This window comes from Chitinibacter bivalviorum, from assembly GCF_013403565.1.
Taxonomy (GTDB): domain Bacteria; phylum Pseudomonadota; class Gammaproteobacteria; order Burkholderiales; family Chitinibacteraceae; genus Chitinibacter; species Chitinibacter bivalviorum.
The window spans coordinates 1,138,825-1,151,004 of record NZ_CP058627.1 but is presented as its reverse complement, the minus strand read 5'-3'; the positions used below and the strand labels follow the sequence as shown (position 1 = coordinate 1,151,004).

At 47.9% G+C, this 12,180-nt stretch carries 12 protein-coding genes; 9 read left to right on the top strand and 3 right to left on the bottom strand.

The genetic code is table 11. The features are described 5' to 3' along the window. Positions 1-75 precede the first annotated feature (75 nt). The 7 genes from rimP (at position 76) to pnp (ending at position 8,988) form a co-directional block, all read left to right on the top strand. Complete coding sequence (rimP, locus tag HQ393_RS05400) at positions 76-510, top strand: ribosome maturation factor RimP (RefSeq protein ID WP_179357816.1); 435 nt, start codon at positions 76-78, stop codon at positions 508-510. A gap of 83 nt (positions 511-593) precedes the next feature. Continuing rightward, positions 594-2,066 (top strand): transcription termination factor NusA, encoded by a 1,473-nt coding sequence (gene nusA / locus HQ393_RS05395; protein WP_179357815.1) that lies wholly within the window; start codon positions 594-596, stop codon positions 2,064-2,066. 18 nt (positions 2,067-2,084) lie between these two features. Then, a complete protein-coding gene (gene infB / locus HQ393_RS05390; protein WP_179357814.1) occupies positions 2,085-4,805 on the top strand; it encodes a translation initiation factor IF-2 in 2,721 nt (906 codons plus the stop codon). 152 nt (positions 4,806-4,957) lie between these two features. Further along, positions 4,958-5,341: a 30S ribosome-binding factor RbfA gene (gene rbfA / locus HQ393_RS05385; protein ID WP_179357813.1), complete on the top strand. Its 384-nt coding sequence runs from the start codon at positions 4,958-4,960 to the stop codon at positions 5,339-5,341. Further along, on the top strand, positions 5,328-6,245 hold the full coding sequence (truB, locus tag HQ393_RS05380; protein ID WP_179357812.1) for a tRNA pseudouridine(55) synthase TruB: 918 nt from the start codon (positions 5,328-5,330) through the stop codon (positions 6,243-6,245). Before rbfA ends, truB begins: the two co-directional genes overlap by 14 nt. Positions 6,246-6,337: 92 nt before the next feature. Beyond that, complete coding sequence (gene rpsO / locus HQ393_RS05375; protein ID WP_179357811.1) at positions 6,338-6,607, top strand: 30S ribosomal protein S15; 270 nt, start codon at positions 6,338-6,340, stop codon at positions 6,605-6,607. 236 nt (positions 6,608-6,843) lie between these two features. After that, complete coding sequence (pnp, locus tag HQ393_RS05370) at positions 6,844-8,988, top strand: polyribonucleotide nucleotidyltransferase (protein ID WP_179357810.1); 2,145 nt, start codon at positions 6,844-6,846, stop codon at positions 8,986-8,988. An 88-nt stretch (positions 8,989-9,076) separates the two neighbouring features. Here pnp and HQ393_RS05365 read toward each other — a convergent pair whose 3' ends face one another. After that, complete coding sequence (locus tag HQ393_RS05365; RefSeq protein WP_179357809.1) at positions 9,077-9,646, bottom strand: phasin family protein; 570 nt, start codon at positions 9,644-9,646, stop codon at positions 9,077-9,079. 209 nt (positions 9,647-9,855) lie between these two features. Between HQ393_RS05365 and phaR the strand changes: the two genes are divergently transcribed. Together phaR and tcdA are read left to right on the top strand one after the other, a co-directional pair. Continuing rightward, positions 9,856-10,527: a polyhydroxyalkanoate synthesis repressor PhaR gene (gene phaR, locus HQ393_RS05360; protein ID WP_246307961.1), complete on the top strand. Its 672-nt coding sequence runs from the start codon at positions 9,856-9,858 to the stop codon at positions 10,525-10,527. A gap of 105 nt (positions 10,528-10,632) precedes the next feature. Further along, positions 10,633-11,409: a tRNA cyclic N6-threonylcarbamoyladenosine(37) synthase TcdA gene (gene tcdA, locus HQ393_RS05355; RefSeq protein ID WP_179357807.1), complete on the top strand. Its 777-nt coding sequence runs from the start codon at positions 10,633-10,635 to the stop codon at positions 11,407-11,409. A 59-nt stretch (positions 11,410-11,468) separates the two neighbouring features. Here the strand turns inward: tcdA and rplI are convergent, their stop codons facing one another. Both rplI and rpsR read right to left on the bottom strand, forming a co-directional pair. Further along, on the bottom strand, positions 11,469-11,921 hold the full coding sequence (gene rplI, locus HQ393_RS05350; RefSeq protein WP_179357806.1) for a 50S ribosomal protein L9: 453 nt from the start codon (positions 11,919-11,921) through the stop codon (positions 11,469-11,471). Positions 11,922-11,942: 21 nt separating this feature from the next. Next, on the bottom strand, positions 11,943-12,170 hold the full coding sequence (gene rpsR, locus HQ393_RS05345; RefSeq protein ID WP_157315514.1) for a 30S ribosomal protein S18: 228 nt from the start codon (positions 12,168-12,170) through the stop codon (positions 11,943-11,945). Positions 12,171-12,180: the final 10 nt, after the last annotated feature.

Sequence of the window (12,180 nt, the reverse complement as noted above, 5' to 3'; positions counted from 1 at the left end):
GCAGCTGTGGGAGTGCTTACAAATGGGCGCAGGTATTGCAGCCCATTTTTTGTTTGTGGAGCTTAAAAAGAAGTCATGGCGGTTAATTTACAATCTGTGTTGGACAATACCCTGCCGGGTTTGGGGTACGAGCTGGTCGATTTCGAGCTGGGTGGTAACGGCTTGATGCGCATTTTTATCGACAAAGAAGGCGGCGTCACTATTGATGATTGCGTTGCGGTGAGTAATCACCTGACGCGTTTGTTTATGGTGGAAGAAATCCCTTACGACCGTTTAGAGGTGTCGTCCCCTGGGTTGGATCGCTTGATTAAAAAACCAGCAGATTTTGAACGATTTGCTGGGCAGATGGTGAGGGTGAAGCTGCGTTTGCCGCTGCCAGATCGCCGTCGGAATGTGGTGGGTCAGCTGAAAGGCTTGCTTGATGAATGTGTTGTGGTTGATGTGAATGGCGAAGTGCTTAATCTGCCTTTGTCACAAATCGATCGTGTACGCATTGAGCCCAAATTCTAAAGCCATTGTTGCAGTTAAAAAAACAGCAGTATTTACAGTTTGCCCGACTATTTGGCATAGCATGACGCCGGAGGAAAATATCAATGAATCGTGAAATTCTAGTGCTGGTAGACGCACTTGCGCACGAAAAAAATGTTGCTAAAGAAGTGGTTTTTAGTGCTCTTGAGATGGCACTCGCTTCTGCTACAAAAAAACGCTACGAAGAAGAAGTAGAGGTGCGCGTTTCGATTGATCGTGACACCGGCGAGCATCGCAGTTTCCGTGTCTGGGATGTGGTTGAAGACAACGACCACGAAGAACCATCACGCCAAATCGCTATTACTGATGCGCCTGATTACAGTGCTGACTTGAAAGTAGGCGATGTTTGGGAAGTCGAGCTCGAACCAATTGAATTTGGTCGTATTGGTGCACAGGCCGCCAAGCAAGTTATTTTGCAAAAAATCCGTGATGCTGAGCGCGAACAGAACCTGAACGATTTCTTGCAGCGTCGTGAGCACATTATTTCTGGCAGCATCAAGCGCATCGAACGTGGCAATGCCATTATCGAAATGGGCAAGTTAGAAGCGATTTTGCCTCGCGACCAAATGATCCCGAAAGAAAACTTGCGTGTGGGTGACCGCATTAAGGCTTTCTTGCTGCGCATCGACCGCATGGGCCGTGGTCCACAGTTGGTGTTGAGCCGTATCGCACCTGAATTCATGGCCAAGCTATTTGAGTTGGAAGTGCCAGAAATCGAAAACAACTTGATCGAATTGAAAGGCGTAGCGCGCGACCCTGGTATGCGTGCCAAGATTGCGGTTAAGTCAAATGATCAACGCGTTGACCCTCAAGGTACATGTATTGGTGTGCGTGGGACGCGTGTTAATGCGGTAAGTAATGAGTTGGCGGGTGAGCGTGTTGACATTGTGCTGTGGTCTACCGACGCTGCGCAGTTTGCCATCAATGCCTTGTCGCCTGCAGAAGTGAACTCCATCATTGTGGATGAAGATAACCACAGCATGGATGTGGTTGTTGATGAAGAAAACCTAGCGATGGCTATCGGCCGTGGCGGGCAAAATGTGAAGTTGGCCGCTGAATTGACGGGTTGGAAACTCAACATCATGACCGTTGATCAAGCTGAGCAAAAACACGAAGAAGAATTCACCAAAGTACGCGCTCTGTTTGTACAAGCGTTGGATATTGATGAAGACGTGGCGAATGTTTTGGTTCAAGAAGGTTTCAATACGCTGGAAGAAGTAGCGTATGTGCCATTGAACGAAATGTTGGAAATTGAAGCGTTTGATGAAGAAACCGTAAACGAGCTGCGTTCCCGTGCTCGCGATGCCTTGCTCACGCAAGCTATCGTGCGTGAAGAGAAGCTGGAGCACCAGTCGGAAGACCTGAAAACGCTGGATGGTATGACGCCGGAATTGGCTGCTGCATTGGCTGAGAAAGACATACATACCCGTGATGATTTGGCAGAACTGGCTGTCGATGAATTAACCGAAATGACCGGTATCGACGCAGAATCCGCCAAACAATTGATCATGAAAGCGCGCGAACATTGGTTCGCTTAAGGCGCGGGAGAGTAATCTATGAGTGAACCCAAAGTCAGCCAATTTGCTGCTGAATTAAAAATGCCAACGCAAGAGCTGATTGAGCAATTGCGTGCGGCTGGCGTTGAAAAACGCACTGCTGAAGATACGTTAACTGCTGAAGATAAAGCTCGTTTGCTTGAGCATCTCAAGCAAAAGCATGGTCAAGCTGGCGACAAGCCAAAAATTACGATCGCTCGTAAAGAGACGACCGAGATTCGCAAGACGGATGCCACTGGTAAGGCTAAAACGATTCAAGTCGAAGTGCGCAAAAAACGTGTTGTCGCGCCAGAGGCTGTTGCTGCAGCCGCGCCTGTTGTCCCGGCTCCCGTAGCTGCTGCACCTGTTGCGCCAGCCCCAGTTGCAGCGCCTGCTGCCGTTGCTGCGCCAGTGATTGATGATGCTGAGCGTCAAAATCGTGAAGCACAGGCCAAGCGTCAAAGTGAATTGGCTGCACGCCAAGCCGCTGAAATGTTAGCTAAGCAAAACCGCAGCGCCAAACAGGCTGAAACGAAAGCCGAAGTGGCTACCCCAGCTCCGGTTGCGGCTCCAGAACCTGTGGTGGAAGCAAAACCAGCTGCTGAGGCTGCTACCCCTAAAGTTGAGGCACCTCGTCAGGCTGCTCCGGCGCCTGCCGCTAAACCTGCTGTTAAGCCGCATGTGAAGCCAGGTCACGAAGCTGACCGTCCACGCATCGGTGCCCGCGTTGATTTCCGTCGTCCAAAAGACACTCCGATGCAAGCGCCTGAAAAAGCTGCTCCGGCACCTGCGGCAGCCAAACCTGCTGATAAAAAGCCAAACGGTCCTAAAAAGGATGAGAAGGGTGGCTGGAATGATGGTCGCAATAAAAAGGGCATCAAAACCCGCGGTGGTGACGCTGGTAATGATTGGAAAAGCAAAAAAGGCGGCAAGAAGCAATCGAATCAACAAGATAATGCCCATGCTTTCCAGGCACCAACTGAGCCGGTAACACACGAAGTTGATATTCCAGAAACCATTTCTGTTGCCGATTTGGCTCACAAAATGGCGGTTAAAGGCGTTGAAGTCGTTAAAGCCCTGATGAAAATGGGCATGATGGTGACGATTAATCAGGTGCTGGACCAAGAAACTGCGATGATTGTCGTTGAAGAAATGGGCCATATTCCTAAAGCTGCGAAACTTGATGATCCAGAAATTTACTTAGGTGACGAAGAGAAAACTGAGCACGCTCAGGTTTCGCGCGCACCAGTCGTAACGGTAATGGGTCACGTTGACCACGGTAAAACATCGTTGCTCGACTATATTCGTCGCGCCAAAGTGGCCGCAGGCGAAGCGGGTGGTATTACTCAGCACATCGGTGCGTATCACGTTGAAACTGGCAAAGGAATGATTACTTTCCTTGATACTCCAGGCCACGAGGCGTTTACGGCAATGCGTGCACGCGGTGCCAAGTTGACGGATATCGTGGTATTGGTGGTGGCTGCCGATGACGGTGTGATGCCACAAACGATTGAGGCGATCCACCACGCGAAAGCGGCGGGTGTGCCTATCGTAGTTGCCGTGAATAAGATCGATAAGCCTGAAGCAAACCTTGAACGCATCCAGCAAGAATTGGTGGCTCAAGAAGTCGTGCCAGAAGAATGGGGCGGTGAAACGCAATTTATCCCTGTTTCTGCGAAGAAAGGCCTGGGTATTGATGAATTGCTCGATGCGATCTTGTTGCAAGCTGAAGTCTTGGAGCTGACTGCTTCAGTTGATAGCCCTGCAAAAGGTATCGTGATCGAAGCTCGCTTGGATAAAGGTCGTGGTCCAGTTGCGTCAATGCTGGTTCAGTCCGGTACTTTGCGCAAAGGCGACACGGTGTTGGCGGGTCAGGTTTACGGCCGTATTCGTGCGATGCTGGATGAGAATGGTAAACAGATTAACGAAGCGGGTCCGTCGATTCCGGTCGAAATCTTGGGCTTGTCGGAAGTTCCGGCCGCCGGTGAAGACGCCATGGTTCTGGCTGATGAGAAAAAAGCTCGTGAAATCGCCTTGTTCCGTCAAGGTAAATTCCGCGATGTGAAATTCGCTCGTCAACAAGCTTCGAAACTGGAAAACATGTTTGCACAGATGGCCGAAGGCGAGGTTCAAAACTTGCCTATCATCATCAAGGCCGACGTTCAGGGGTCTTCAGAGGCTTTGGCACAAAGCTTGCAAAAATTGTCGACCAGCGAAGTTCGCGTGCAAATCTTGCACAGTGCGGTCGGCGGTATTTCTGAGTCTGACGTTAACTTGGCCTTGGCATCTAAAGCAGTTGTTATCGGCTTTAATGTGCGTGCTGACGCTGCTGCGCGTAAATTGGCAGAAGCTGATGGCGTGGATATTCGTTACTACAACATCATTTATGATGCGGTTGATGAAGTTAAGGCCGCCTTATCAGGGATGTTGGCGCCAGAGCGTCGTGAGCAAATCTTGGGTATGGTTGAAATCCGTCAGGTGTTCACTGTATCTAAAGTCGGCACGATTGCAGGTTGTTTGGTAATGGAAGGTTTGGTGAAACGTTCAGCGGGCGTACGCTTGCTGCGCAACAACACCGTTATCCATACCGGCGAGCTGGAAAATCTGAAGCGCTTTAAAGATGAAGCGAAAGAAGTTAAGGCCGGTTTCGAGTGCGGTTTGCAGCTGAAAAACTACAACGATTTGCAAGTGGGCGACCAGTTGGAAATCTTCGAAGTTATCGAAGTGGCGCGTACTCTGTAATTGATCGGAAGTGTCTGGGATAAGGTTGAGGTGTTCTTATCCTAGCACCATGGCGCAAGCACCGTTTGGGCGCTTGCGCTTTTTGCTTTTCAGAAACTCGATGCAGAGCGGCGGTTCACCTCAATCCTCGCATCAATCTAAACGCAGAGAATATGGCGAATAAACAATTTACCCGCGCTGATCGCGTGGCGCAGCAAATTCAGCGTGATTTGGCAACGGTCATTCGTGCCGAGTTGGATCATCCTCAGGCCTCACTGATTACGCTAACCGACGTTGAAGTGACACGTGATTATTCGCACGCAAAAGTGTTCTACACCTTTATGGGTGATGAGGCTTTGCGTGCTGAGATTGCTGCTTTGCTTGAACGAGCAAAAGGCTTTTTGCGGGCGCAAATTTCGCGCGGCATTTCATTGTACAAAATGCCTGAATTGCATTTTGAATATGATGTGTCGATTGAATACGGCATGAATTTGGCACAAAAAATCAAAGAGGCCAATGCCTTGCCTAAGGCCCCGGACGAAGATGGCGAAGCGTAAACTGAACGGCGTTTTACTACTGGATAAGCCCTTTGGGGTTACGAGTACAGCGGCGCTAAATAAGTGTCGTTGGCTATTTCAGGCTGAAAAAGGCGGGCATACGGGGGTGTTGGATCCGTACGCTACCGGTCTATTGCCGCTCTGCTTTGGCGAAGCGACAAAATTTGCCCAGCGTATGCTTGATGCCGATAAGGCGTATCGTGCACATGTTCGGTTCGGCGAAACCTCGACAACCTTAGATGCAGAAGGTGAAATTACCACCACTGGCGTTGCCCCGACGTCAATTGAGGATGTCAAAGCGGCAATTGAGCGGTTTATTGGTCCGATTTTGCAAACGCCGCCGATGTATTCTGCGCTCAAGGTGGCTGGTAAGCCCATGTATGAGTATGCTCGTGCTGGTATCGAACTTGAGCGCAAGTCACGTCCCATTACGATATATTCAATCGAGTTGATTTCCTACCAAGCACCAGATTTGGTGATTGATGTGCGTTGTTCTAAAGGCACTTACATTAGGGTATTGGCTCAGGATCTAGGTGAGGCTTTGGGTTGCGGCGCATACCTAACCGGATTGCGCCGTACTCTAACGGGTGGTTTTAAGCTCGAAGATGCTATTTCGCTGGATGATTTTATTGCGCTGGAAATGGATGAGCGCGAAAAATTGCTTTTGCCGGAAGAGTCATTGCTCAGTAATTTACCGATGATCAACTTGTCGGCTGAACAGGCTGCCTTAATTTGTAATGGCATGCCGGTGCGTGGGCTGAAAACAGAGCTAAGCGGTGAAGTTAAACTTTACGCTGGCGGCGAAAAGCAGGATAATGCACGGTTTATTGGTTTGGGTGAAGTGGGCGCTGATGGCGTACTGCGATCCAAACGTCTGCTGGCAACGGGCGAGGCGCAAGCTTAATTCCTACGCTGGCTAATGGAGCCCTACTGGGGTCATGCTCAGTTTGGCTTGTCTGGCGGTTAAGTAATTAGCCGCATTTACGGAGTAGTAAAATGACTGTAACAGTTACACAAAAAGCTGAAATCGTTAAAGATTTCCAACACGCAGCTGGCGATACTGGTTCTTCTGAAGTTCAAATCGCATTGTTGACCGCACGTATCAACGATCTGACACCTCACTTCAAAGAACACAAAAAAGACCACCACTCACGTCGTGGTTTGTTGAAAATGGTTTCTCGCCGTCGTCGTTTGTTGGACTACCTCAAACGCACTAACGTAGATAGCTACCGCAATGTGATTGCTAAGCTGGGTCTGCGTAAGTAATTCAGCCCCAAAGTCGCAGCCGAAAGCTGCGACTTTTTCATTTCTAGTATCCAAGTTTTCCCCAGATTTCAAATTCTTTGCTTCTACCCAATAGCGATTCCGGCGGTAGAGCAAGGATCAGTTGTGCCGGAATCGGCCTTGGGCAAATCATCAAATATATCGATCGATTTGGCTGGCCCCCATCGCAGCAATAACTCATTATCTAGGTCGCAGATATATTGTTAAAAGGACAGAACGTGTTCAATAAAATCAGCAAATCTTTTGCCTTCGGCAAACACAATGTCACCATCGAAACTGGTGAAATCGCACGTCAAGCAACTGGCGCAGTGATGGTTAACATGGATGACACTTGTGTCCTCGTTACTGTTGTTGCTGCGCGCGATGTAAAACCTGGCCAAGATTTTTTCCCGCTGACTGTTGATTACCAAGAGCGCACTTATGCTGCTGGTAAAATTCCTGGCGGTTTCTTCAAGCGCGAAGGCAAGCCAAGCGAAAAAGAAGTATTGACGAGCCGTTTGATCGACCGTCCTATTCGTCCGTTGTTCCCGGAAGGTTTCTACAACGACATCCAAATCATTGCGACTGTAATGTCGATTAATCCAGAAGTGGATTCTGACATCCCAGCCATGATCGGCGCGTCTGCTGCGTTAATGATTTCTGGCGTACCATTTGATGGCCCGATTGGCGCTGCACGCGTGGGCTACATCAATGGCGAGTATGTGTTGTGTCCAGATCTGTCAGAAATGAAAGACAGCCAGATGGATCTGGTGGTAGCTGGTACTAGCCAAGCCGTATTGATGGTTGAGTCAGAAGCCAATGAATTGTCAGAAAGCGTGATGTTGGGCGCGGTGGTGTTCGGCCACGAGCAAATGCAAGCGGCCATCAATGCAATCAACGAATTGGCCGATGAAGTAAATCCAGAGTTGATGGATTGGACTCCTCCAGCAAAAAATGAAGAATTGATCGCAAAAGTGCGTGCGATTGCTGCTGAAGGCGTTGCCCAGGCGTTCAAACTGCGCCATAAACAAGTTCGTACGCAGAAAATTAACGAAACTTGGGCTTTGGTAAAAGCGGCATTGATCACTGAAGAAACGGGTACGCTTGAAGCCAATGAAATTAAATCAATTTTCAAAGGCTTAGAAGCTGAAATCGTACGTGGCCAAATTTTGGCCGGCGAACCACGTATTGATGGCCGCGATACTCGTACGGTACGTCCTATTTCGATCCGTACTGGCGTGCTGCCACGTGCGCATGGTTCTGTGCTATTCACTCGTGGTGAAACGCAAGCCATTGCTGCTGCAACCTTGGGTACTAAGCTGGACGAGCAAAAAATTGATGCATTGCACGGCGGTTATACTGATAGCTTCATGCTGCATTACAACTTCCCTCCATACTCTACTGGCGAAACAGGCCGCGTAGGCGTGCCAAAGCGTCGTGAGATTGGTCATGGTCGTTTGGCTAAGCGTGCTTTAGTTGCCATGCTGCCAAACAAAGAAGACTTCGCTTACTCAATGCGCGTTGTATCTGAAATTACAGAATCAAATGGTTCGTCTTCTATGGCATCGGTGTGTGGCGGTTGCTTGGCACTGATGGACGCTGGTGTGCCGATGAAAAACCACGTTGCTGGTATCGCAATGGGTTTGATCAAAGAAGGTAGTGCATTCGCTGTGCTGTCGGACATCTTGGGCGATGAAGATCACCTTGGCGACATGGACTTTAAAGTGGCAGGTACTGAAAACGGTATTACTGCGCTGCAAATGGACATCAAGATCACTGGCATTACTAAAGAAATTATGTCTGTTGCGCTCGATCAAGCCAAAGAAGGTCGCGTACACATTATCGGCATCATGAAAGGCGCTCTGGATGGTGCACGTGAAGAAGTGAGTGAACATGCGCCACGTCTTTACACGATGAAGATCAATCCAGAAAAAATTCGTGATGTGATTGGTAAAGGTGGTTCAGTGATTCGTTCGTTGACCGAAGAAACTGGCACGCAAATCGATATTAGCGAAGATGGCACGATTACGATCGCTTCTATTTCTGCTGAAGGTGCCACAGAAGCTCGCCGTCGCATCGAAGAAATTACCGCCGAAGTTGAAATCGGGCGTATTTACGAAGGTCCAGTCGTAAAAATCTTGGACAAAAACGTAGGTGCAATCGTATCAATTATGCCTGGTAAAGATGGCTTGGTTCATATTAGCCAAATCGCTAATGAGCGCATTTCTAATGTTGCTGATCACTTGCAAGAAGGTCAAATTGTGCGTGTGAAAGTGATCGAACAAGATGAAAAAGGTCGTATTCGCTTGTCGATCAAAGCTGTATTGAATGATGAGGCACCTGCTGCGGCCGCTCCGGCTGAAGAGGCTCCTGCTGCGGAATGATGCTAAGTGGGCGTGGCAACACGCTCACTTGAATTACCTGCATGAAAAAAAGGCTCCCTAAGGAGCCTTTTTTGTAGCTTCCAACAAATTAGTTGCTGCTGCCATTGGTGGCGCTGGCTTTTTTAGCTGCTGTTTTTACTGCATCAGCAGTTGCAGTCGATGCCGCTTTTACAGAAGCATCAGCAAACTCAGCGACTTGCTTTGCCGCTTTGGTCATGCTGTCAACTGCGGCAGCAGTAGCTTGCACTGTTGATTTTACGGCTGCTACAGCGGCATCAGCGCCTGCTGGTGCGTTTTTAACGAAACGGTCTAAACCTGAGACTACGTTTTTATTGAAGTCAACGTTGCGTTCATCAACCAATTTTGAAAATTCGTTTTGTGCTTGTGATGAAATTTCATACAAGTTACGTGAGTAAGCTGTAGCTTGCTCAATTGCAGCTTCAGAAATTTTTTGACGGGCAGCTAAAGCTTCTTGAACATCTTTGATTGTGCTAAGTTGTTTCAAGGTTTTAGCATTTTCTTCTAAGATAGTTTTAGCGGTTTCAACTTGCAGCTTGGCAAGACGATCAATTGAATCCAAAGAAATGCGAGCAAAGCGCAAAGCGGTTTCAACTTGTTCGGTGGCAAAGCTAGTGTATTGTTGCTGTGCTGTAGTCATTTCGAAATCTCCAAGGGTAGGTTTAAGGCCAGAACCGGAGTATCCGGTTGTATGGTGCAATGCACAATCCAAAACTATTTTGGTACAGCTTTTGTGTGTTGTCAAATCTATTTTGTTGCGACGCACCATGTGTATTGTACTGGCGTAGATTGCCTTCTCGCTAGATAATATGAGTCTGCACAAAATACGGTAAAAAAGGATAGATGAATATGGAAAAGCGGGTCATCAAAAAATACCCAAATCGTCGCCTCTACGATACCACTACGAGCTGCTATATAACGCTATCCGATGTTAAGCAATTGGTGCTCGATGGTATCGATATTTCCATCCAAGATGCCAAGACAAGTGAAGATCTGACCCGTAGTGTGTTGCTGCAGATTATTCTGGAAGAGGAAGCCGGTGGTATGCCGATGTTCTCCTACGATGTATTAACGCAGATTATCCGGTTTTACGGCCATGCAATGCAGGGCTTGATGGGGAATTATCTCGAAAAGAATATGCAATTGTTTGCAGAAATGCAGTCTCGCTTGCAAGACCAAACCAAGTCGACGATAGCTGGTGATAATCCCATGTTTAGTAATGCGAATTTGTGGGGGGAATTTATGAAATTCCAAGGTCCCGCGATTCAAAATATGATGGGCAATTATTTGGAAAGCAGTACCAATATGTTTGTGGAAATGCAGCAGCAGCTGCAAGAACGTGCAAAAAACCTGTTTACTGGCTTTGGTATGCCGGGAGGCCCTAAGGCTGCTCCGGCTGCGGCAGATGCTTTGCATCCAACGACCCCGCCGCCAGCAATGCCGGAAGAAGAAGCACCTGTGAATGAGGGTGTTGTTGCAAAACCTAGCCTACGCAAACGTGCACCAAAGAAAGCAGAGTAGGGTATTGCCTTAAAGTTAAGCTAATTCAATGCTTAGTAAGGTATACATAGCTATAGTATTTTCAGCCCCATTTGGGGCTGAATTGTTTTTAGGGTTTAAGTGACTATGGAACAAGAAAATAATTATCAGCGACGTTTTGCTGGTGTAGCTCGCTTATACGGCGCCGCAGGGTTGGCGAAATTTGCGTCTGCGAAAGTTTGCGTGATTGGTATAGGTGGTGTTGGCTCTTGGGTAGCAGAAGGTTTGGCGAGATCGGGGGTAGGTGGCGTAACTTTAATTGATCTGGATGATATCTGCATTTCAAACACCAATCGTCAATTGCCTGCATTAGAAGGGCAGTTTGGTCGTATGAAAGTGGCGGCGGTTGCAGAGCGTCTATTGGCAATTAATCCGGAAATAGCAATTCGTGCAATTGAGGATTTTGTAGCAGAAGAAAACTTTACTCAATATTTGAATGGGCATGATTACATTATTGATTGTATCGATAGCGTTAAAACTAAGGCTGCATTAATTGCGTATTGTCGGCGTAATAAAATTAAAATTATTACGGTGGGTGGAGCGGGTGGACAGATCGACCCGACACAAATCAAGGTCGATGATTTAAGTAAGACGATTCAAGACCCTTTGGCGGCAAAGGTGCGCAATCTGTTGCGGCGGGATTTTGGATTTGCCAAAAATGGCAAGAAGATGGGTGTTGAGTGTGTGTATTCAACCGAGCAGTTAATGTATCCGCAGGCTGATGGTTCGGTTTGTGCGGCAAAACCACAAAGTGGCGAGGGAGTGCGCTTGGATTGCGCAGGAGGTTTTGGTGCGGTGATGACGGTAACAGCAACCTTTGGATTAGTGGCTGTTTCTCGGGTTTTAAAGTCGTTATCGAAGTGATTTGTAGTAAATAAAAAAGCCACGAATCAATCGTGGCTTTTTTTGCGAGTAGCTAATAATTAAGCTGCTGCGCCTACAACTTGCAATTTGATGGTGCTTACTACGTCATGGTGCAGAGCCAAAGCAACTTCGTATTCGCCGATTGCTTTGAATGGACCATTTGGCAGGCGCACTTCAAATTTCTGAACTGCAACGCCAGAAGCAGTGATGGCTTCAGCGATGTCGTGGTTAGTTACTGAGCCGAACAGGCGGCCATCAACACCCGCTTTTTGAGCGATTGTGATTTCAGCGCCTTCCAGTTTAACTGCGCGAGCTTGAGCTTCAGCCAAGATTTCAGCTTGTTTAGCTTCCAATTCCGCACGGCTAGCTTCGAATGCAGCCATATTGGCTTCATTTGCGCGTTTAGCTTTGCCTTGTGGAATCAAGAAGTTACGAGCGTAACCATCTTTAACTTTAACGATGTCGCCCAATTGACCCAGATTCGCTACTTTTTCGAGCAGGATGATTTGCATAATAAGTTTCTCCCGTCCGTCTTAGTGTTGATCAGTGTAAGGCAACAAAGCCAAGAAACGAGCCAATTTAATGGCTGTCGACAATTGGCGTTGATATTTGGCTTTAGTGCCAGTGATACGTGCAGGAATGATCTTGCCGTTTTCAGAGATGAAATCTTTCAAGATTGCTACGTCTTTGTAGTCAACTTGAGCGATACCTTCGGTAGTGAAGCGGCAGAATTTTCTGCGCTTGAAGAGTTGGCGAGACATTGTCTAATCC

Coding starts and splice junctions, on each gene's coding strand:
- rimP (WP_179357816.1), top strand. CDS start 76: ATGGCGGTTAATTTACAATCTGTGTTGGACAATACCCTGCCGGGTTTG.
- nusA (WP_179357815.1), top strand. CDS start 594: ATGAATCGTGAAATTCTAGTGCTGGTAGACGCACTTGCGCACGAAAAA.
- infB (WP_179357814.1), top strand. CDS start 2,085: ATGAGTGAACCCAAAGTCAGCCAATTTGCTGCTGAATTAAAAATGCCA.
- rbfA (WP_179357813.1), top strand. CDS start 4,958: ATGGCGAATAAACAATTTACCCGCGCTGATCGCGTGGCGCAGCAAATT.
- truB (WP_179357812.1), top strand. CDS start 5,328: ATGGCGAAGCGTAAACTGAACGGCGTTTTACTACTGGATAAGCCCTTT.
- rpsO (WP_179357811.1), top strand. CDS start 6,338: ATGACTGTAACAGTTACACAAAAAGCTGAAATCGTTAAAGATTTCCAA.
- HQ393_RS05365 (WP_179357809.1), bottom strand. CDS start 9,646: ATGACTACAGCACAGCAACAATACACTAGCTTTGCCACCGAACAAGTT.
- phaR (WP_246307961.1), top strand. CDS start 9,856: ATGGAAAAGCGGGTCATCAAAAAATACCCAAATCGTCGCCTCTACGAT.
- tcdA (WP_179357807.1), top strand. CDS start 10,633: ATGGAACAAGAAAATAATTATCAGCGACGTTTTGCTGGTGTAGCTCGC.
- rplI (WP_179357806.1), bottom strand. CDS start 11,921: ATGCAAATCATCCTGCTCGAAAAAGTAGCGAATCTGGGTCAATTGGGC.
- rpsR (WP_157315514.1), bottom strand. CDS start 12,170: ATGTCTCGCCAACTCTTCAAGCGCAGAAAATTCTGCCGCTTCACTACC.